The sequence below is a fragment of the Dyella acidiphila genome, from assembly GCF_014863405.1.
GTDB lineage: Bacteria > Pseudomonadota > Gammaproteobacteria > Xanthomonadales > Rhodanobacteraceae > Dyella_B > Dyella_B acidiphila.
This window is the reverse complement of the sequence record NZ_JACZZA010000011.1, coordinates 86,843-111,160: the sequence shown is the minus strand read 5'-3', so window position 1 is coordinate 111,160 and position 24,318 is coordinate 86,843. Positions and strand designations below refer to the sequence as shown.

At 65.2% G+C, this 24,318-nt stretch carries 2 protein-coding genes (1 of these 2 running past the window's edge); both read left to right on the top strand.

The features are described from left to right. Positions 1 to 9,659, top strand: partial view of a non-ribosomal peptide synthase/polyketide synthase gene (locus IGX34_RS16620; RefSeq protein ID WP_192556848.1) — the 3' portion only. 9,604 nt of this gene lie to the left of the window's left edge; the window shows 9,659 of its 19,263 coding nt (coding positions 9,605–19,263); the start codon falls outside the window, past its left edge; its stop codon occupies positions 9,657 to 9,659. Further along, positions 9,652 to 24,318, top strand: coding sequence for an amino acid adenylation domain-containing protein (locus tag IGX34_RS16615; RefSeq protein ID WP_192556847.1), 14,667 nt, complete (start codon positions 9,652 to 9,654; stop codon positions 24,316 to 24,318). Before IGX34_RS16620 ends, IGX34_RS16615 begins: the two co-directional genes overlap by 8 nt.

Genomic DNA, 24,318 nt, shown 5'->3' with positions numbered 1-24,318 from the left:
CGACTTTGCAGGCACTGGCGCAGGCGACGGCAAACGGTACGCAGGTGCAGCTGGCGGCGATTCCACCGATTGATCGCCGCGACGAACTGCCATTGTCATGGGCGCAGCAGCGACTGTGGTTTATTCATCAGCTGGATCCGGCTGCAAGTCTGGCCTACCACATGCCAGGCAGGCTGCGTTTGCGCGGGCAACTGGATGTCGAAGCTTTGCAGTCAAGCTTCGAGCGCATCGTGGTGCGTCACGAAGTGCTGCGCACGCGCTTTGTTTCGATCGACGGCCGGGCGGCGCAGGTGATCGATGCGAGCAGCCACGTTCCGCTGCTGCTGCACGATTTGCGCGGACATGCCGATGCGGCGCAGGAGGCCGAACGCCTGGCGCTGGATGAAGCGCGTGCGCCATTTGACTTGTCGCATGGGCCTTTGCTGCGCCTGCGCCTGCTGCAGCTGGCCGACGATGATCACATCCTGCTGCTGACGCAGCACCATATCGTCTCGGACGGCTGGTCGGCCGCGGTATTGCTGCGCGAAGTCAGCGCCTTATACAACGCTTACCGCGACGGCCGCCCGGATCCATTGCCGGGCCTGCCAATCCAGTACGCCGATTACGCCATGTGGCAGCGCGAGGATGCACAACGCACCTTGCTGCAAACACAGGCCGCGTACTGGCAGGCGCAACTCGACGGTGCGCCCAGCTTGCTGAGCCTGCCCACGGATCGGCCAAGGCCGGCAGCACAAAGCTATCGCGGCGATCAGCTGACATGGACGTTTGCAGCCCAGGCCGAGCAGGCCTTGCGCTTGCTCAGCCAGCAGCATGGCACCACCCTGTTCATGACTGCGCTGGCGGCGTGGTCGATCGTGCTGTCGCACTGGAGCGGGCAGGGCGAAGTGGTGATCGGTACGCCGGTGGCCAATCGCCAGCGCCAGGAGCTGGAGCCGTTGCTGGGTTTCTTCGTCAATACCCTGGCACTGCGGATCCGGCTGGACGATGCCCCCACGGTCGGGGACTTGCTCGCGCGCATCAAGTCGCAGCTGGTGGAAGCCTATACGCACCAGGACCTGCCATTCGAGCAATTGGTGGAGATTCTGCAGCCGCCACGCAGCCTGAGCCACAGTCCGGTGTTCCAGGTCATGCTGGCCATGAACAACGCGCCGGGCGATGCCTTGCATTTGCCCGGCTTGCATGCGGAAGTGCTGGCGCCGCAACACACGACAGCTCACTTCGACGTGACCTTGTCGCTGCAGGAAACCGGACAGCATCTGCTCGGCCAATTGTCGTATGCCAGCGATCTGTTCGAGCGGAGCACGATCGAGCGAATGGCCCGCCACTTCGCGCAAGTGGTGCGCGGCATGGCGGCCGACGCCCGGCAGTCGATCGACCGGCTGTCGCTATTGGATGAGGCAGAGCGCGGGCAGCTGCTGGCCGAATTCAGCACAACGAAACAAGCCCCATCCACACCTGCGCTGATCCACGCGCTGTTCGAGCAACAAGCGCAACGCCAGCCCGATGCCGTGGCCCTGACTTGCGACGATCAGGCGCTGACCTATGCGCAATTGAACGAGCGCGCCAATGCACTTGCGCACGCGTTGATCGCACGCGGCGTGAAGCCCGATGATCGCGTGGCGCTCGGCGTGGAGCGCGGCCTGACGATGGTGGTCGGTGTGCTCGGCATTCTCAAGGCCGGCGCCGGCTATGTGCCGCTGGACCCGACCTATCCGGCCGAGCGGCTGGCCTATCTGCTGGAAGACAGCGCACCGGTGCTGCTGCTTACGCAGGCATCGCTGCAGGCTTGCTGGCCGGCGGAGCTGGCGACCTTGTATCTCGATGACGAATCAAGCTTTGCCGGGCAGCCTGTGCACAATCCGGCAGTCGAAGGTCTCGATCCTTCTCGATTGGCCTATGTGATCTATACCTCAGGCTCGACGGGGCAGCCTAAAGGCGTGATGGTCGAGCATGCGCAGGTGACGCGCCTGCTGGCCACTACCGATGCGGCGTTCCGCTTCGATTCGCGGGATGTATGGACGCTGTTCCATTCCTACGCTTTCGATTTTTCGGTGTGGGAACTGTGGGGCGCGCTGGCCTATGGCGGCCGCCTGGTGATCGTGCCCTCGCTGTGCGCACGTTCGCCGAAAGATTTCTACGCGTTGCTGTGCCGCGAGCGGGTCACGGTGCTGAACCAGACGCCGAGCGCTTTCCGTGCCCTGATTGCCGCGCAGGACATGCAGCCGCATCAGCTGCGTTATGTGATATTCGGGGGTGAAGCGCTGGAGCTGCATACGCTGCTGCCGTGGATAGCGCGCAACGATCCGGCCCGGACGCGCCTGATCAATATGTACGGCATCACCGAAACCACGGTGCACGTGACGTACCGCGAGCTGACGCGCGAGGATATCGAAGCTGGCCGTGGCAGCCTGATCGGTCGCGGTCTGCCGGATCTGCGGGTGTATCTGCTGGATCGCCACGGCGAGCCGGTGCCGGTCGGCGTGCCGGGCGAAATTTACGTCGGTGGTGCAGGCGTGGCGCGCGGCTACTGGAACCGGCCGCAGCTGACGGCCGAGCGTTTCCGGCCCGATCCGTTCGCAGAGGACGGATCGGCGCGCATGTACAAGAGCGGCGACCTCGGTCGCTGGCTGCCCAATGGCGAGCTCGAATATCTTGGCCGCAACGATTTCCAGGTGAAGATCCGCGGCTTCCGCATCGAGCTGGGCGAGATCGAGGCGAAGCTGGCAAGACAAGCCCATGTGCGCGACGCGGTGGTGATCGCTCGCGAAGACGTGCCGGGCGACAAACGACTGGTGGCCTATCTGACGGCGCAGGATGGCGCGACCTTGTCGACGGCGGCATTGCGCGACGCGCTGGCCAAGGAACTGGCCGATTACATGCTGCCCAGCGCCTTCGTGCAGTTGGAGCAGTTGCCGCTGACGGCCAACGGCAAACTGGACCGGCAGGCGTTGCCGGCACCGGACCAGCAAGCGGTGGTGAGGCGTGCCTACGAAGCGCCACACGGCGACACGGAGCTGGCCATCGCGGCGATCTGGCAAGGTTTGCTGGGCCTGGAGCGGGTCGGGCGGCACGATCACTTCTTCGAGCTGGGCGGCCATTCGCTGCTCGCCGTGCAAATGATGGCGCAGCTGCGTGCCGCTTGCCGAGTTGAGCTGCCGCTGCGGATGCTGTTCGATGCGCCAACTTTGGCCATGCTTGCTGCCGCGGCCACACAGGCACAGCCACAGGCCGTGCAAGCCGATGAGGGAATGGTGCATGAGGCTCACGACGGTAGCCTGCCGCTGTCGTTTGCGCAGCAGCGCTTCTGGTTCCTCGACCAGTATCAGCTGGACAACACCTTCTACAACGTGGCGATGATGGTGAGCCTGCACGGTGCGCTGGATACCGGCGCACTTGAGCAGGCCATGCAGTGGATGGTCGAACGCCACGCCATTCTGCGTACGGTGTTTGCGAGCGAAGCTGGCGTTCCGCAGCAAATCATCCATCCGAGCCTGCAATTGCCTTGGCGCGTGGAAGATATAGGCGACGAAGACGGCGATACGCATATGCGCGCCGTAATGGCAGAGGAAGCCCAGACGCCGTTCGACGTCGCGCACGGCCCCTTGCTGCGCGCGCGTCTGCTGCGCCGCCATGCGCATAGCCACGTTTTGCTGCTGACGACTCACCATATCGTTTACGACGGCTGGTCCATCCGCATTCTGCTGGATGAGCTGTCGCGCGCGTATGCCGCCTTCAAGACAGGATTGCCGGTCGGTTTGCCCGAGCTGCCGGTGGATTACGCCGACTACACGCGCTGGGAACAGCGCCGATATGCCGGCAGCCGCGTGGAAGCGGATCTTCGCTACTGGCAGGCGCAGCTGAAAGCCGCGCCATCTTTGCTGGCCTTGCCGACCGACCGGCCGCGCCAGGCGGTGATGACGCATCGTGGCGCAAGTTTGCGGATGCATCTGCCGGAATCCCTGGTACAACGGCTGACTGCACTGGCCAACGAACGCCATGCCACGCTGTTCATGGCGATGACGGCAATCACCCAGGCCTGGCTGCACCGTTACTGCGGGCAGCAGGACATGTCGCTGGGCGTGATATCGGCTGCCCGTCCGGCGGGTACCGAAGGACTGATCGGCAACTTCATCAACATCCTGCCGCTGACCACGCATATCGATGAAACCACGTCCTTTATGGACCTGCTCGATATCGCCGCGGAAAACCTGCTGGCCGCGCATGACCGGCAAGTGCCGTTCGAGCTGCTGCTGCAGCACGTGCTGCAGGAACACAGCAGTGCGTATATCCCGTATGCCCAGGTGGTGCTCAATTTCCACAACGAAATCGAAGGCATGCGCGCGGCCTGGAGCACCGATGACGTGCTGAGCTGGCAGGTGCATGACAACGATGCGCGCGACATCAGCCACGCCGCGTTCGACCTGAAGCTGGAAATGAACCGGCTCGCCGACGGCCTGGAGATGGTGCTGGAATACAACACCGACCTGTTCGATCGCGCCACCATCGCCAGCTGGAGCGGGCATTACCGGACGCTGTTGGAATCGGTCTGCTCCGATCCGCGCGGCCGTATTCATCACTTGCAGTGGCTGACCCAGGCCGAGCAGCAGGCCTTCGCCGATGCATGGCGGGAAACGCAGGCCGCCTATCCGCGCGATACTGGCATCGGCGAACTGCTGGACCTGCAAGCCTCGCGCACGCCGGAGGCCGTGGCGGTGGTGCATCGGGATCGCTCGCTGAGCTATCGCGAACTGCGCCAACGCACCGATCAGCTTGCGGCTTACCTGCGCAGCAAGGGCGTGGGGCCGGATACGCTGGTCGGTATTTATACCGAACGCTCGCTCGAGATGGTGCTGGCGGTATGGGCGGTGGTAAAGGCGGGCGCCGCCTATGTGCCGCTGGATCCGGCGTATCCGCAAGCGCGTATCGCGCACATGCTGGGCGATGCGTGCCCGGCGATGGTGCTGACCGAGGCGCGGCTGGCATCGCGCCTGCAAGGCATGGCGGCGCAAATCATCAGCGTGGATGCGCTGGATGCCGTTGCTGATGGCAGCGATATGGCGGCGTTGCCGCCGTTGGGTTCGCCGACCGATCTGGCCTACGTCATCTATACCTCCGGCTCCACCGGCCGCCCGAAGGGTGCAATGGTGCATCGGCAGGGTTTCGTCAATCTACTGCACTGGTATATCCGGCAGTTCGGGCTTTGCGCCGACGACAAGGTGCTGTTGCTGTCGTCCTTCAGTTTCGATCTGACGCAGAAGAATATCTTCTCCGTGTTGCTGGTCGGCGGCCAATTGCATCTGCCGGCCGGCGAAGATGCGCTCAGTGGCGCGGGCGACTATGTCGAGCGGCATGGCATTACCTATCTTAACTGCGCGCCCAGTGCGTTCTATCCGCTGCTGGCCGACGGCGGCGTGCGGCGGCTTTCGTCGCTGCGCCAGGTATTCCTGGGCGGCGAGCCGATCCGGGTCGCGCTGATCCACGATGCGTATCGCGGCTTGCCGCGGGTACCGCTGATCCACAATACCTACGGTCCCACCGAGGCATCAGATGTGGTGTCGTTCCACACCTGGGATCCGCACGTGGCGGTCAGTACGCTGCCGATCGGGCGCGCCATCGCCAATACCCGCCTGTACGTGCTCGATCCGCATCGCCAGTTGCTGCCGCAAGGCGCCGTGGGCGAGCTGTATGTAGGCGGCGATGGGGTGGGGCGCGGCTATCTGCATCTTGCCGCGCTGACCGAGGAACGGTTCCTGTCCGATCCCTATGCGCAGCAGCCGGGTGCGCGCATGTATCGCACTGGCGACGTGGTGCGGCAGGTGCCCGGCGGCGAGATCGAATATCTGGGCCGCAACGATTTCCAGGTCAAGATCCGCGGCTTCCGCATCGAACTGGGTGAAATCGAGGCGAAGCTCGCCGCCTGTGCCGGCGTACGCGAAGCCGTGGTGATCGACCGCGAAGATACCCCGGGCGACAAGCGCCTGGTGGCCTATCTCACCGCGCACGACGGACAAACCTTGTCCAATGCCGCGCTGCGCGACAGCCTGGCGCGGGAACTGGCCGACTACATGCTGCCCAGCGCCTTCGTGCAGTTGGAACAGTTGCCGCTGACGCCGAACGGCAAGCTGGACCGGCAAGCCCTGCCGGCACCGGATCAGCAGTCGGTGGTAACGCGTGCCTACGAGGCACCGCAGGGCGAGATAGAACAGGCCATCGCCAGCATCTGGCAGCAATTGCTGGGTCTGGAGCGGGTGGGGCGGCACGACCACTTCTTCGAGCTGGGCGGACATTCCCTGCTGGCGACGCAATTGGTTTCGCGGGTCGGCGCAGCTTTTGAGATTGGCTTGCCGTTGCGCGCGGTATTCGAGGCACCGACGCTGGCGGAACTGGCCGCCTGCATCGCGCAGAGCGAGCGCCGACAGGACACTGCGCCGATCCCGCACATTGGGCGGGATCGACCCTTGCCGTTGTCGTTCGCCCAGCAACGGCTATGGTTCCTCGATCAGTTCGAATCCCGGCGCGGGATCTACAACATCCCGGCGGCAGTGCGCTTGCGTGGCAGTCTGGAGGTGGCGGCGCTGGAGCGCACGCTCAACGAGATCGTGCGGCGGCATGAGTCTTTGCGCACCTCGTTTGTGCTGGTAGGCGATGAACCGGTGCAAGTGATTGCGCCGGCCCTGTCGCTGCCGCTGGAGGTGATCGACCTGGACGAAACGCAGGCGCGCGCGCTGATGCAGGAGGAAGTCAGCCAGGCGTTCGATCTGGCGACCGGCCCCCTGATCCGTTTTCGCCTGATCCGCCTGGCTGCGCAGGAACACATCCTGCTGTTTACCGTGCACCACATCGTTTCCGACGGCTGGTCGATGGGTGTGGTGGTGCGGGAAGTGGCTGCCTTGTATCCGGCCTTTATGCAGGGACAGCCATCGCCGCTGCCCGAGCTGCCGATTCACTATGCGGATTTCGCGCACTGGCAGCGGCAGTGGCTGCGCGGCGAAGTACTGGAGCGGCAGCGCCGTTACTGGAAGCAGCGCCTGGCTGGCAGTCCCGGCCTGCTGCCGCTGCCCACCGACCGGCCGCGTCCATCCAGCCCGAGCCACGCCGGCGCCAGCGTGCCCTTTGCCGTGCCGGCCGTGCTGGTATCCCGCCTGCACGCCCTGGGCAGCAGCACGCAAAGCACGCTGTTCATGGTGTTGTGCGCGGCATTCAATGTGCTGCTGGCCCGCTATGCGGACCAGACGGATATCTGTATCGGTACGCCGATCGCCAACCGCCATCGCGGCGACATCGAAGAGCTGATCGGCTTCTTTGTGAATACGCTGGTGCTGCGTACCGAGGTCGATCTCGGCGGCGATTTCCACACCCTGCTGCAACAGGTGCGCCAGCATACGCTGGATGCGTACGCCCACCAGGATGTGCCGTTCGAGCAACTGGTCGAAGTGCTGCAGCCCGAGCGCAATACCAGCTACACGCCGCTGTTCCAGGTCATGCTAGCCCTGCACAACACGCCGCTGGACGAGCTGGCTCTGCCGGGGCTGGCGATGAGTGCGGTGGAAAGCGAAACCGTTACCGCCAAGTTCGATCTCAGCCTGAGTCTGCTGGAAAGCAGGGACGGCCTGCAGGGGCATTTCGAATACAGCACCGATCTGTTCGACGCAGGCACGATCGAGCGCATGCGCGATCATTTCGCGCGCCTGCTGCAGGCGATCGTGGCCGAACCGCAGGCGCCGGTCGGCGACCTGGCCATGCTGAGCGAGGCCGAGCGGCAGCAATTGCTTTATCGCTTCAACGACAGCACGCTCGCGCTTCCGCCCGATCCGCAGGCGCTGCATCAGCTGTTCGAGGCGCAGGCTGCACGCACGCCGGAGCAGGTGGCGCTGGTGCATGCCGGCGTCGCCATCCGCTACGCCGAGTTGAATCGGCGCGCCAATCAGCTGGCGCATCATCTGCGAACACTTGGCGTAGGACCCGATCGGCTGGTCGGCATCTGCATGACCCGTACGCCGGATCTGATCGTAGCCCTGCTCGGCGTACTGAAAGCCGGCGGCGCCTATGTGCCGCTCGATCCGGCGTATCCCGCGGAACGCATCGTTACGATGCTGACGGATGCGGGGCCGGCCGTGCTGTTGACCCAGCAGCATTTGCGCGACGAGTTGCCGGCGGTGCCCGGCATGCAGGTGCTGTGCGTCGATGCCGAGGCCGCGTTGCTGGCCGCTTATTCTGGCGACAACCCGGTCACTATCGCCGCTGGCGACGATCTGGCTTATGTGATCTACACCTCCGGCTCGACCGGCAAGCCCAAGGGTGTGGCGATCCGGCACCGGAATGTCACCGCCTTTGTGCACTGGGCCCTGGCGACGTTCGATCGCGACAGCCTGGACAAGGTGCTGGCCTCTACCTCGATCTGCTTCGATCTGTCCATCTTCGAAATATTCGTGCCGTTGAGCCGGGGCGGTTCGGTCTGGCTGGTCGACAACATTCTCGCCCTGGCGGAAAGGCCCGATGCCTTGCCCGTCACGTTGATCAACACCGTGCCGTCGGCGATGGCGGAAGTGCATCGCAGCGTGTCGTTGCCGGGGTCGATCAAGGTGATCAATCTGGCCGGCGAGGCACTGAGCCAGGCGCTGGTGCAATCGCTTTATCGGCAGTCGTCGGTGGCGCGCGTCTACAACCTCTACGGCCCATCCGAAGACACCACGTACTCCACCTTTACCCTGGTGCCGAAGGATTCGACTGCATCGGTGAGCATCGGCCGGCCGATTGCCAATTCGCAGGCCTATATTCTCGATGCGCGGCAGCAGCCGGTACCTATCGGTGTCGCTGGCGAATTGTTCATGGCCGGTGCCGGCCTGGCGCGCGGCTATCTCCATCGGCCGGCATTGACGGCGGAGAAGTTCCTGCCCAACCCGTTCAGCGCGGCAGCGGACGCACGCATGTATCGCACCGGCGACCTGGCTCGCTATCTGCCGGATGGCCAGATCGAATACCTGGGACGCGTGGATTTCCAGGTGAAGATCCGCGGCTTCCGCATCGAGCTGGGTGAGATCGAGGTGGCTTTGTCCAGGCAGGCCGGCGTGCGCGATGCGGTGGTGATCGCACGCGAAGACGTACCGGGCGACAAGCGGCTGGTGGCCTACCTCACCACATCCGATGGGCAGCCGGTGTCGACCACGGCCTTGCGCAACGCCCTGGCCAAAGACCTGCCCGAATACATGCTGCCCGGCGCCTTCGTGCAGCTGGAGCAGCTGCCGCTGACGCCGAACGGCAAGTTGAATCGGCAGGCGCTGCCGGCGCCGGACCGGCAAGTGCTGACGAGTCGCGACTACGAGGCACCGCAAGGCGAGATTGAACAGACCATCGCGCTGGTCTGGCAGGAAGTGCTGGGCCTGGAACGGGTAGGGCGGCAGGACCACTTCTTCGAACTGGGCGGCCATTCCTTGCTGGCCGTGCGGGTAATTGCGCGGCTCTGCCATGCCTGCCATGTCGATATACCGCTGGCTGCCTTGTTCAAGGCACCGGAGCTGGCGGCGTTTGCCCAGACCGTGCTGTCGCTGCAGCTTGAAACATTTCTCGGCGAGGACATCGAGGCGATCCAGCAGGAGCTGGATGCGCTTTCGGAAGCCGAACTGCTCGCACTACTCGAAAAGGATGCCGGTCGTGACTAAGTCGCCGTCGCTGGAAGAACTCAAGCAGGCCGTACTGCTGAAGCGGTTGAACGAGCGCATGCGGGCGCAGCAGCCGGCGGCCGCCACACCGGCGATTCCCGCGGCGGATCGCAGCCAGCCGCTACCCTTGTCCTGGGCACAGCAGCGCCTGTGGTTTCTGGATCAGCTCGATCGCGCGGCAGGCGCCGCCTACCATCTGCCGGCTGCGCTGCGCCTGCGCGGCCAGTTGAATCGGCCAGCGCTGCAGGCCAGCCTGGAGCGTATCGTTGAACGGCACGAGGTGTTGCGTACCAGCTTCGTCGCCATCGATGGTGAGCCGGTGCAGCGGATCCATGCAGCGCAAGCGTTCGAATTGCCGCTGCTCGATCTGCGCACAGAGCCGGATGCGGAAAGCCATGCGCAGCAGCTGGCGGTAGAGGAGGCGCATGCGCCGTTCGATCTCGCGCGCGGCCCCTTGCTGCGCGGACGTCTGCTGCAACTGGCCGACAACGAACACATCCTGTTGCTGACCCAGCATCACATCGTGTCGGATGGCTGGTCGATCGGGGTGCTGGTGCGCGATCTGAGTGCACTGTACGAAGCATTCGTCCAGGGCCGGCCCGATCCACTGCCGTCGTTGCCGATCCAGTACGCCGACTATGCTGTGTGGCAACGCCAGGCGCTGGCACCCGATACGCTGCGGGCGCAGGCGGAGTACTGGAAACAACAGTTGAGCGGCGCGCCGGAGCTGCTGGCCTTGCCGACCGACCGGCCACGCCCCGCGGTGCAGCGCTATGTGGGCGACCAGCTCAGCTGGACGCTGTCGCCGGCACTGAGTGCCAGCGTGCGGCAACTCTGCCAGCAACATGGCGTTACCTTGTTTATGGCCGGCCTGGCGGCCTGGTCGGTGCTGCTGTCGCGCTGGTGCGGCCAGCACGAGGTGGTGATCGGCATCCCGGCCGCCAACCGCAAGCATGCCGAGCTGGAAGCGCTGATCGGTTTTTTCGTCAACACCTCGGCCTTGCGCATTCGGCTAGAGGATGCGCCGACGGTTGAAGCGCTGCTGGCGCGCATCCAGCAGCAACTGATCGAGGCGCATGCCTACCAGGACGTGCCGTTCGAGCAGGTAGTGGAAGCACTGCAGCCGGTGCGCAGCCTCAGCCACAGCCCGGTGTTCCAGGTGATGCTGGCGATCAACAACACGCCGGGCGGTGTGCTGGAGCTGCCTGGCTTGAGCCTGCAGGCGCTGGAGCCTGCGACGCGCACCTCGCACTTCGACCTGACCTTGTATCTGCAGGATGACGGCAAGCAGATCGAGTGCCGGCTGACCTACGCCAGCGATCTGTTCGACCGTGGCAGCATCGAACGGATGGCGCGGCAATACGAGCGCGTGCTGCAGGGCATGACGGCCGATCCGCAGCAAGCCGTCGATCGCCTGCCGCTGTTGGACGCGGCCGAACGCCGCCAGGTAGTGGAAACCTTCAACGACACCGCGGTGCCGTATCCGGCCGATGGGCTGATTCACCAGTTGTTCGAGCAGCAGGTGCTGGCCGATCCGCACGCGCCTGCCTTGCTGCACAACGGCGAGTCATTGAGTTATGGCGAATTGAACTGCCGCGCCAACCGGGTGGCGCATGCGCTGATCGCGCAGGGCGTGGGTCCGGACGACCGCGTGGCGATCGGCATGGAGCGCAGCACCGCCTTGATCGTCAGCTTGCTGGGCGTGCTCAAGGCCGGCGCGGCCTATGTGCCGCTGGATCCGACGTATCCGGCCGAGCGCCTGGCTTACATGCTGCGCGACAGTGCACCGTCCGCGGTGCTCACGCAGGCATCGCTGCAGGCACACTGGGCGTCCAGTGGCGTGCCCGTGCTGGTGCTGGACCGCGATGGCTTGTCGTCGCAACTGGCCGCGCATGCCGAGCACAACCCGGTGGTGACCGGGCTGGGTTCGCGCAATCTGGCCTGCCTGATGTACACCTCCGGCTCGACCGGCACGCCCAAGGGCGTGATGCTGGAGCACCGTAGCGTGCTACGGCTGGTGATCAACAACCGCTTTGCGCCGATCGCGCGGCAGGATGTGGTGGCGCACGCTGCCAACATCGCTTTTGACGCGGCGACCTGGGAAGTGTGGAGCGGCTTGCTGCATGGCGCCCGCGTACTGTTGATCGACCAGGCGGACCTGCTGGAGCCCGGGCGCCTGCTGCAGGCGCTGGTGGCGGGGCAGACCACGGTAGCCTTTCTTACCGTATCGCTGTTCAATCAGTACGCGGATGTACTGGCTCCGATCATGCCGCAATTCCGCCATCTGCTGATCGGTGGCGAAGCGGTGGATGCGCGTACGGTGCGGCGGGTGCTGGCGGCGACGCCACCGCAGCGGCTGGTGAATGCATACGGGCCGACCGAGACGACTACGCTGGCCACCAGCCATGCCATCGAGAGCGTGGCGGATACCGCGGTGTCGATACCGATCGGCCGTCCGATTGCCAATACGCACATCTATATTCTTGACCGGCATGGCGAGCCGGTGCCGATCGGCGTATCAGGCGAGATCTATATCGGGGGTCCTGGCGTGGCCCGCGGCTACTGGAATCGCCCAGAACTGACCGCCGAGCGCTTTCCGCGCGACCCCTTTGTCAACGATGCGCAAGCGCGGATGTACAAGACCGGTGACCTCGGCCGCTGGCTGCCGGACGGCACCATCGAGTATCTGGGTCGCAACGATTTCCAGGTGAAGATCCGCGGTTTTCGCATCGAGCTGGGCGAGATCGAGGCCAAGCTGGCGCAGCAGGCGCAGGTGCGCGACGCGGTGGTGATCGCTCGTGAAGATGTGCCGGGCGACAAGCGCCTGGTCGCCTATCTCACCATGCAGGACGGGCAGTCCTTGTCCGCGGCAGCGTTGCGTGACGCCTTGGCGCAGGAGTTGCCCGGCTACATGCTGCCCAGCGCCTTCGTGCAACTGGAGCAGTTGCCGCTGACGCCGAACGGCAAGCTGGACCGGAAAGCTTTGCCGGTACCGGACCAGCAAGCAGTCGCCACCCGCGCGTACGAAGCACCGATCGGCGAGGTTGAACAAACCATCGCGGAGATCTGGCAGGCATTGCTTGGACTGGAGCGCGTAGGCCGCAACGATCATTTCTTCCAGCTTGGCGGCCATTCCCTGCTGGCCGTGCAGATGATTGCGCGCCTGCGCAAGGCGTTGGGTGTGGAGGTGACGCTGCGCGATCTGTTCGTGCATGCCTGTTTGCAGGATCTGGCACAGGCTGCCGCGCAGGCGGCAGGTGCCGAGCTTGCCGAGATTCGCGTGGCCGATCGCAGCCAGGCGCTGCCTTTGTCCTGGCCGCAGCAGCGGCTGTGGTTTATCGACCAGTTCGATCCGGCGGCAAGCGCGTCCTATCACATACCGGCGGCATTGCGCCTGCGGGGACAGCTGGATCGCGCGGCCTTGTCGGCGGCGCTGAGCCGAATCGTGGCGCGCCACGAAATTCTGCGTACCGTTTTCGCGTCGCGTGACGGGCAAGCCATACAGGTGATCCGCGAGGCGCAGCCGTTCGATCTGCGCGTACAGGATCTGCGCACGCATGCCGATATCGATGCCGCGATAAGCCGGCTCAGTGCCGCCGAGGCCGGCGCGCCGTTCGATCTGTCGAGTGGGCCTCTGTTGCGCGGAACGCTGCTGCAACGGGCCGACGACGATCACATCCTGCTGCTGACCCAGCACCATATCGTCTCGGACGGCTGGTCGGTGCATGTACTGGTGCGCGAAGTCAGCGCCTTGTACGAGGCTTACTGCCAGGGACATCCCGATCCGCTGCCCGCGCTGCCGATCCAGTACGCCGATTACGCGGTATGGCAGCACGACGAAGCGCAGCGCGCGCTGCTGCGGACGCAGGCCGCCTATTGGAAAACGCAGCTCGACGGTGCGCCCACCTTGCTGAGCCTGCCCACGGACCGGCCGCGGCCGGCTGTGCAAAGCCATGCCGGTGCGCAGCTGACGTGGACCTTGGATACGGATGCCGAGCAGGCCTTGCGCACGCTCGGCCAGCAGCATGACACCACCTTGTTCATGACGGCGCTGGCCGCGTGGTCGATCGTGTTGTCGCGCTGGAGCGGGCAGGGCGAGGTGGTGATCGGTACGCCGGTGGCCAATCGCCAGCGCAGCGAACTGGAACCCTTGCTCGGCTTCTTCGTCAACACGCTGGCGTTGCGGATCCGGCTGGACGATGCGCCCACGGTCGAGAGTCTGCTAGCGCGTATCAGGGCGCAGTCGATCGACGCCTATGCCCATCAGGATTTGCCGTTCGAGCAACTGGTGGAAGTGCTGCAGCCGCCGCGCAGCCTGAGCCATAGCCCGGTGTTCCAGGTCTCGCTGGCGGTGAACAACACGCCGGACGGCGTGCTGGACCTGCCGGGACTCTGCGTGGAAGTGCTGGAACAGGACGGCGCCGCAGCCCATTTCGATATCACCCTGTCGCTGCACGAGGCGAAAGGGCGGTTGGTCGGTCAGCTGTCTTATGCCAGCGATCTGTTCGAGCAGAGCAGCATCGAGCGAATGGCGCGGCACTTTATGCAGGTGCTGCGCGGCATGGTGGTCGGGGTGCATCAGCCCGTAGATCGCTTGCCGCTGTTGGATGAGCAGGAGTGCCGGCAACTGTTGGCGCAGCAGAGTACAGCGACGCCGGAACTCTCCACGCCGGCGTTACCGGTCCATGCGCTGTTTGAGCAGCAGGTGCAACGCACGCCTGACGCCATCGCGCTCAGTGACGACCAGCAATCGCTTACCTATGCGCAACTCAATGCACAGGCCAATCGCCTGGCGCATGCGCTGATCGCTCGCGGCGTCACGCCGAATGACCGTGTAGCGCTCGGCGTGGAGCGTAGTGTGGCGATGGTGGTCGGCATCCTGGGCATCCTCAAGGCCGGCGCCGGCTATGTGCCGCTCGATCCGTCCTATCCCGCCGAGCGGCTGGCCTACCTGTTGCAAGACAGCGCACCTGCGCTGCTGCTTACGCAGGCATCGCTGCAGGCAGTATGGCCCGGCCGTGTGCCGGTGCTGCAGTTGGACGATCCATCCGTGCTGACGGGGCAGGCGGCGCACAATCCCCTCGTCGATGGTTTTGGCGTCGAGCAGCTGGCGTATGTGATCTATACGTCCGGTTCGACCGGTATGCCGAAAGGCGTGATGGTGGCACACCGTTCGCTGTCGAATTACGTGCAGCATGCCGTGCACGACTACCTGGGCGAACACATTGCCGGCGCGGTGGTCAGTTCGCCGCTGAGCTTCGACGCGACGGTAACGACGCTGCTGCCGCCATTGCTGGCAGGCAAGCCGGTGTTGCTGCTCGCGGATGGCGAGCGCAGCCTGCCGCAATTGTCGGCACGCCTGTTCGCAGCGGGACCGGGATGGTTGTTCAAGATCACTCCGGCGCATCTGGATGCTTTGTCATACCTGCCCGAAGCGGCCGCGGTAGATGCCGGCGGTGCGATGGGCGAAGCGGCGCACTGCATTGTCGTGGGCGGTGAACAACTGAGCCTGGCGACCTTGCGCCGCTGGAAGCACAAGCTGCTGCCGGCGGCCACCTTCGTGAACGAGTACGGCCCAACCGAGACCACCGTGGGCTGCAGCGCGTGGCGGCTCTCGGATGCAGCGGTACTGGATGCGCTGGAAGGCGTGGCCGCACCGATCGGCGGCCCGATCGGCCATGCCCGCCTGTATGTGCTCAATGAGGGCCTGCAGTGGCAGCCGGCCGGCAGCGTGGGCGAGCTGTATATCGGCGGCGCGGGCGTAACGCTGGGGTATCTGGGACGTGCGGCGCTGACGGCGGAGCGCTTCGTGCGCGATCCGTTTGCTGGCGACCCGGCCGCGCGCATGTATCGCAGCGGCGACCTGGTGCGCTATCGCGCCGATGGCGAGCTGGAATTCCTGGGGCGCCGGGATGGGCAGATCAAGCTGCGCGGTTTCCGCATCGAGCCGGGCGAGATCGAAGCGGCATTGACTGGCTGCGATGGCGTGCACGAAGCCGCCGTCATCGCACGCGAAGACGTGCCGGGTGACAAGCGCCTGGTCGCGTATGTCACTTCACGCGACGGACAGCCGCTGTCGATGGAGCTCCTGCGCGATGCGCTGGCTAGGCAGTTGCCCGAGTACATGCTGCCAAGCGCCTTTGTGCAACTGGAACAGCTGCCGCTGACAGCGAACGGCAAGCTGAATCGGCAGGCGTTGCCGGCACCTGACCAGCAAGCCGCCGCGACGCGCGAGTACGAGGCACCGCAAGGCGAGCTGGAGCAGGCTATCGCCGCGGTCTGGCAGGAACTGCTCGGTGTGGCGCGCGTCGGGCGTGCGGATCATTTCTTCGAGCTGGGCGGCCACTCCTTGCTCGCGGTACAGATGATTGCGCGTCTGCGTCAGCAAGGCTGGCCTGCCAGCGTCAAGATGGTATTTGCCGCGCCCGGCCTGGCTGCGCTGGCGTCGCATATTAACGATCACGCCTCGTCGGCAGACAGCGAGGCGCCGGTACCGCCCAATCTTATCGCTGCCACCAGCATGGCCATTACGCCGGCGATGTTGCCGCTGGTCGAACTTAGCCAGGAAGCCATCGACCGTATCGTTGCCGGCACACCTGGCGGCGTGGCCAATATCCAGGACATCTACCCGCTGTCGCCGTTGCAGGAAGGCATGCTGTTTCATCACCTGCTGGAAGCGCAGGGCGACGCCTATCTGCTGCAGGTGGTACTCGCTTTCGAGCAGCGCGAGCGGCTGGACGCTTTTCTCGCCGCCATGCAGCAGGTCATCGAACGCCACGACATGCTGCGCAGTGCCGTGCACTGGCAGGGACTGGCGCGCCCGGTGCAGGTGGTGCAGCGGCACGCCGCACTGCCGGTGGAAGAACTGCAGCTGCCTGGCGTGAAGCATCCCGAAACGGAACTGCTCGAACACACCGATCCCCATCACGTTCGTCTGGACCTGTCACATGCACCGCTGCTGCGTGCCTTCGTGACGAAAAACCCGCACAACGGCGAGTGGTTGCTGGGTCTGCTGCACCATCACCTGATCGGGGACCACGTCACGCTGGAGATCATGTTGCAGGAAATCCAGGCCATCCTGCAGCATCAGGTCGAACGCCTGCCTCGTCCGGTGCCGTACCGAAACTTCATTGCCCAGGCCCTGCGGGTGCCGGCGTCGGTTCACGAGGCGTATTTCCGCGAGCAGCTGGCCGATGTGGAGGAGCCGACCTGTCTGTTCGACGTGGCGAACGTGCATGCCGACGGCCATGCGCTGCGCGAGGAACGCCTCAGCCTGGATCGCGCCTTGAGCTTGCGCGTGCGCGAAACGGCGCGCCTGCATGGCGTCAGCACCGCCGTGTTGTTCCATGTGGCCTGGGCGCGCGTGCTGGCCTGCTGCACCGGGCAGGATGACGTCGTATTCGGCACCGTACTGGCCGGGCGTTACCAGGCCAGCGAAGCGATCGAGCGCACGCTCGGTTTGTTTATCAATACGTTGCCGTTGCGGGTTGCCCTGGCCGGACGCAGCGTGCAGCACGTTATGCAGGAAACCTACCGCCGCCTGAGCACGCTGCTGGCGCATGAGCAGGCGCCGCTGGCCCTGGCGCAACGCTGCAGCGGGGTTGCGTCGAATCGGCCGCTGTTCAACTCGCTCTTGAACTACCGCCACAGCGCCGCCGTGCCCTCCGATCCGAGCGGGCTGTGGCAAGGCATGCGCACCGTGCATGCGCAGGAGCGCACCAATTATCCGGTGATCCTGTCGGTGGACGATCTGGGCGAGGACTTTGGTCTGGTCGCGCAATGCGCGAGCGAGATCGATCCGGCCCGGCTGACCGGCTATATGGAAACCGTCGTGCGCGGGTTGGTGGATGCCTTGCAGGCGCAGGACGAGCAGCCGATGCATGCGCTGAGCGCGCTGGGCGCCGCCGAGCGTCACCAATTGCTGGAAAACCTCAATGCCACGGCGGCGCCGTATCCGGCGGATGCCTTGATCCACCGGTTGTTCGAGCAACAGGCCGAACGCTCGCCGCAAGCGATCGCTGTGGTGTTTGAAGATCAATCGCTCACCTATGCGCAACTCAATGCACAAGCCAATCGTCTGGCCCATCGCCTGATCGAAGAGGGCACGCGGCCCGGCGATTGCGTCGTCACACTGCTCGAGCGCAGTGCCGCGCTGGTCATTGCGCAACTGGCCATTCTCAAGGCCGGCGCTACCTATGTACCGATCGATCCGCAGGCGCCGGCGACACGCCAGGCCTGGATCATCGCCGACTGCGCTGCACGCCGGATACTCACCGATGCAGCCGGCACGGTGCCCGCCGGCATCGATGTCCCAGTCATCGTCATCGCCGCTGCGACGGACGACAGCGCCTCCAGCGCCAACCCGAAGCTCGCGCTCTCCAGCGAGATGGCCGCGTATGTGATGTATACCTCGGGCTCGACCGGCCAGCCCAAGGGCGTGCTGGTGCCGCATCGAGGCGTCAACCGGCTGATCATCAACAACGGCTACGCCAGTTTCGAGGCGACCGATCGGATTGCGTGGCTGGGCAACCCGGCCTTCGATATCAGCACGCTGGAAGTGTGGGCGCCCTTGCTGCATGGCGCGCGCCTGGTAGTGGTGACCTATGCCTGCGTGCTGCAGCCATCGCTGTTCCGCGCGCTGCTGGAAGAACAGGCGGTGACGGTGCTGCATCTCACCGCCGGCCTGTTCAGCCAGATGGCCGACAGCCTGGGCGATGCGCTGGCACGGCTGCGCCTGCTGCTGGTGGGCGGCGATGCGGTGGACGTGGCGACGGTGGCGCGCGTGCTTGAGCGTTATCGCCCGCAGCATCTGCTGCATTGCTACGGCCCGACCGAAAGCACGACCTTTGCGACCACTTGCGAAATCAGCGAACTGGATCCGTCGGCACATCGGCTGCCGATCGGCCGCCCGATCGCCAACACGCGCATCTATCTGCTGGATGCGCACGGTCAGCCGGTGCCGATGGGCGTGGCCGGCGAGCTGCATGTCGGCGGTGCGGGCGTCGCACTGGGTTATCTGAATCGGCCGGAGCTGACCGCCGAACGTTTTCTGCCCGATCCATTCAGTGCGCAGACCGATGCACGCATGTATCGCACGGGCGATCTGGCGCGCTATTTGCCCTACGGCAAGCTGGAGTTCCTGGGCCGCAACGATCACCAGGTGAAGATCCGCGGCTACCGCATCGAACCCGGCGAGATCGAAGCGCGTCTGGCCGAGCATCCGGCCATTCGCGAAGCCGTGGTGATTGCCCGCGAAGACACACCTGGCGACAAGCGGCTGGTGGCTTATCTCGTCGCACACGATGAGACTGGCGCGGCGGAAACGTTGGCGGCCTCGCTGCGCGCTCATCTGAGTGCGCATTTGCCGGAATACATGCTGCCCAGCGCCTTCGTGCCGCTGCAGCAGCTGCCACTGACGCCGAACGGCAAGCTGGACCGCCGCGCACTGCCGGCGCCCGATCAGCACGCCGTGATCGCCCGCGCCTACGCAGCTCCGCAAGGGCAACTGGAGTGCGTTATCGCCGGCATCTGGCAAACACTGCTGGGCCTGGAGCGGGTAGGGCGGCACGATCATTTCTTCGAACTCGGCGGCCACTCGCTGATGATCGTCAGCATGATCGAAGGCCTGCGCCGCGAAGGCTGGACGGCCAACGTCAAGATGGTGTTTGCGTCGCCAAGCCTGGCAGCGCTGGCTGCCGAGATGTCTGCAAACCTGGCGCAGGGCGGCGAAGAGCTGCCCGTTCCCGCCAATCTCATTCCCGCGGACAGCACCGTCATCACGCCGGCCATGCTGCCGCTGGTCGACTTGAGCCAGGAGGCGATCGATCGCATCGTCGCCGCCACGCCCGGCGGTGCCGCCAATATCCAGGATATTTATCCGCTCTCGCCGCTGCAGGAGGGCATGCTGTTCCATCACCTGCTGGAAAGCGAAGGCGACGCCTACCTGCTGCAGACCCTGCTCGCTTTCGATCGGCGCGACCGGCTGGATGCCTTCCTCGACGCCATGCAGCAGGTCATCGACCGGCATGACGTACTGCGCAGCGCCATGCATTGGCAGGGACTGGCGCGGCCGGTGCAGGTGGTGCACCGGCACGCCAGTCTGCCGGTGGAACAGCTGTCACTGCAGGGTGGCGAAGCGGAACTGCTGGCGCATACCGACCCGCGCCGCATTCGCATGGACCTTGCGCAGGCGCCCTTGCTGCGCGCCGTGGTGACGCCGGACCCGCGCAGTGGCGGATGGCTGCTGGCCTTGCTGCACCACCATATGGCCATCGATCACGTGGCGCTGGAAATCATGGTGCAGGAGATCCAGACGATCCTGCAGCAGCGGCCCGAGCGACTGGCCGCGCCGGCGCCGTACCGGAATTTCATTGCGCAGGTGCTGCGCGTTCCGCCGGCCGTACACGAGGCGTACTTCCGCGAGCAGCTCGGCGACATCGAAGCGCCGACCTGCCTGTTCGGCGTAATGAACGTGCATGCCAACGGCAGCGGCATGCGCGAGGAACGTCTCAGCCTGGACCAGAACCTGGCCCGACGTGTACGCGAAAGCGCCCGCGCACAAGGCGTCAGCACGGCGGTGTTGTTCCATGTGGCCTGGGCGCAGGTGCTGGCCTGCTGCACCGGCCAGGAGGATGTGGTGTTCGGCACCATCCTGGCCGGGCGCTCCCAGGGCGGCGAGGCGGCGGATCGCACGCTCGGCCTGTTCATCAACACCTTGCCCCTGCGCGTGGCGCTGGCCGGGCGCAGCGTGCGGCAGCTGGTGCAGGAAACGTATCGGCATCTGAGCGCACTGCTGACACACGAACAGGCGCCGCTCGCCCTGGCCCAGCGCTGCAGCAGCGTCGCGGCCGACCTGCCCTTGTTCAATGCGCTGTTGAACTATCGGCACATGCAGGCCCAGCTTCCCGCCGAGGCCGAGCTTTGGCGCGGCGTGCGCGCAATGCATAGCCAGGAGCGCAGCAACTATCCGGTCAACATGTCCGTCAACGACCTGGGCGAAGGCTTTGACCTGATCGCGCAGTGCGCGGATCCGATCGATCCGCTGCGCCTTATGGGCTACCTGTGCACCGTCATGCACGGACTGGTGGATGCCTTGCAGATACCGGAGGAACGGCCGATGCATGCGATCAGCCTGCTCGACGCCGCCGAGCGCCGCCGGGTGATCGAGAGCTTCAACGCCACGGAGGCGCCGTATCCGGCCGACGGCCTGATCCACCAGGTGTTTGAACAACATGCCTCGACTCAGCCGGATGCCATCGCGCTGGTGCATAACGGCAAGTCGCTGAGCTACGCCGAGTTGAACCGGCGTGCCAACCAGGTGGCGCATGTGTTGATCGCGCAAGGCGTGCGTCACGACGACCGCGTGGCGATCGGCATGCAGCGCGGCATCGCCTTGATCGTCGGCCTGCTGGGCATCCTCAAGGCCGGTGGCGCCTATGTGCCGCTGGATCCGGCGTATCCGCCCGAGCGCCTGGCCTACATGTTGCGTGACAGCGCACCCTTGGTCGTGCTCACGCAAGCATCGCTGCAGGCGCACTGGGCACCGAGCGGCGCGCCAGTGCTGATCCTGGATGACGATGGCTCGCTGCGCGAGCACGCGACGGCGCTATCGCACAACCCCACCGTGGGCGGCCTTACCTCACGCCACCTGGCCTACATCATGTACACCTCCGGTTCGACCGGTCAGCCCAAGGGCGTGATGATCGAGCATCGCGGCGTGCTACGGCTGGTGATCAACAACTGCCTCTCCTATCTGGCGGCCGACGATGTGGTCGTGCATGCCGCGAAGATCGCCTTCGATGGATCGACCTGGGAAATATGGAGCGCACTGCTCAACGGCGCGCAGCTCCTGCTGATCGACGAATCCACGCTGCTGGAACCGGCGGCGTTTGCGCAGACCTTGCTGGACGGCAAGGCCACTTCGCTATTTCTGACCACTGCGTTGTTCGGCCGATATACGGAAGCACTGGCGCCGGTGTTGCCGCAATTGCGTCATTTGCAGTTTGCCGGTGAGGCGGCAGACGTACGCGCGGTGCGGCGCGTGCTCGCGTCATCCCCGCCGCAGCAGCTGGTGAATGCTTACGGCCCCACGGAAATAACCGCGGCGGCGACCAGCTTCGAAATCAAGGCCATGCCTGCCGAAGAGTCCGCGGTGCCGATCGGACCGCCGATTTCCAATACCCGCGTCTATATCCTCGATCGACATGGCGAGCCGGTGCCGATCGGCGTGTGCGGCGAACTCCATCTGGGCGGCCCGGGCGTGGCGCGCGGCTACTGGAATCGCCCCGACTTGACGGCCGAGCGCTTCCTGGCCGATCCGTTCGTCGCGGATCCGCAGGCACGCATGTATAAAAGCGGCGACCTCGGGCGGTGGTTGTCGAACGGCGATATCGAATACCTGGGCCGCAACGATTTCCAGGTGAAGATCCGCGGCTTCCGCATCGAGCTGGGCGAGATCGAAGCGAAACTGTTGCAGCAGCCCAATGTGCGCGATGCGCTGGTGATCGCACGCGAAGACGTTCCGGGCGACAAACGCCTGGTGGCCTACCTGACCTCGCAGGATGGACAAGCCCTGTCGGGCGCCAGCCTGCGCGATGCCCTGGCCAAGGAACTGGCCGAATACATGCTGCCCGCTGCCTTCGTGCAACTGGAACGGTTGCCGCTGACCCCGAACGGCAAGCTGGAGCGGAAAGCCTTGCCGGCGCCGGACCAGTACGCCGTGCCGATGCGCGAGTACGAAGCACCGCAAGGCGAGCTGGAGCAGGCCATTGCGATCATCTGGCAGGAGTTGCTCGGGCTAGCGCAAGTCGGACGCCACGACCGCTTCTTCGAACTGGGCGGCCACTCCCTGCTGGCCATGCAGATGAGCACGCGCTTGCGCGAGCGGCTTGGGGTGGAGTTGCCGTTGCGCACCTTGTTCGCTCACCCGACCCCTGCCGACATCGCCGCGGCGATCGCGCAGCCTGTCGCCGGCATGCCGCAGGACATCACCGCCATTCGCCGCCAGGGCGCCAAGCGTCCGTTGTTTCTGGTGCATCCCGGCGGCGGTGAAGTGGGCTATGCCGCCGCCCTGGCTTCGTGGCTGGATGCGGACGTGCCGCTGTACGGTTTTGCGGCGCAGGGCTTGCTGGAGGGAGAGGCGCCGCTGCAGACCGCCCATGACATGGCCAGACGCTATGTGCAAGCCATGCGCAGGATCCAGCCGGAAGGGCCGTATCGCTTGATCGGCTATTCCTCCGGCGGCGTGATCGCCTACGAGATGGCCTCCCAGCTGGTCGGTGCCGATACCGAAGTGGAGTTCGTCGGCCTGATCGATACGCTCAGCGACTACCGCCATACCGATCCCGAGCAGCTGCTGGAACTGGATGAAATGGCAGCGCTGCTCTGGCTGATCCGCGAGGCGCCGGACGATGTTCGCCAGCATGCGGCGCAACTGGCCGAGGAGGGCGATTGCGAAGCCTTGGTGAGATATATCCAGCAGAGCGGCAGTGCACCGGACATGGCGCAGATGGAGCCTGCCCTGGTGCGCCGCACGCTGGCGGTGATACAGGGCACATGCCGCGCGATCTATCACTATCGGCCGGCCACGCTGCCGGTACCGGTGACGATCTTCCATGCCCGGGCGATGCAGCGCACCGATCCAGCCATTGGCTGGGGTCAATGGGTACCGCCGGAACTGCTGCAGGTCGTGGCCGTCGACGGCAACCACACCTCGCTGATGGAAGAGCCGCATATCCGTGGACTGGGCGATGCGATTTCCGCCGCGCTGGCTGCGTCGGAGCGATCCGGACGGCCGTATGCGGAAATGCGCTACCAGCCGCGCATCGACATACAGAGCGGCAAGCGCGGCGCGATTCCGCTGTTCTGCATTCCGGGCGCCGGCGCCAGCGTGGCGATGTTCCACGAGTTGTCGCAGACCCTGTCCCAGGACATCCCCGTGTATGGACTGCAGCCGCGCGGACTGGACGGCGAGATGGTTCCCTATGCCGATGTCGGCTGTACGGCGCGCGCTTATATACGGGCGATAAAAGACGCGCAGCCGAGCGGGCCGTATCAACTGCTCGGCCATTCGTTCGGCGGCTGGGTGGGCTTCGAAATCGCCTTGCAGCTGGCTGCCTCTGGCGACGAGGTGGCCGGGCTATATCTGCTCGACAGCCGCGCGCCGAGGGAAGACTGGGATGGCCAGGTGCGCCGCCTGCGCACGCTGATGAAGCTGGTCGAGCTTTACGACATGCGCCTGGATACGCCGCTGCCGCTGACCGAACAGCAGCTGCGCGGGCTGGACACCGCCGACCAGCTTGCCGCCCTGCATCGGGCGCTCGTGCATGCCGGCATCCTGCACAGCCGGACGCCGGCCAGCGTGCTGCATGGGGTGGTGCGCGTGATGGAAGCCAACCTGGCCACGGATTATCTGCCCGATACGGTTTATCCGGGACCGGTGCACCTGTTCAGTGCCGACGACGCGCGGCATGACAAGCAGCAGCGTGCCGATGCATGGCGCGTGCACGCACCTGCCTTGCACCATCACCCGCTGCCCGGCAATCACGTCAGCATCCTCACCGGCGAACGTGTCGCCGTGCTGGGTCGTTGGCTCGGCGCGCATTTGATCCAACCGCGTCGATCTGTCGAAGACGCCCTGGCTTACACCTCCGATCTCTGA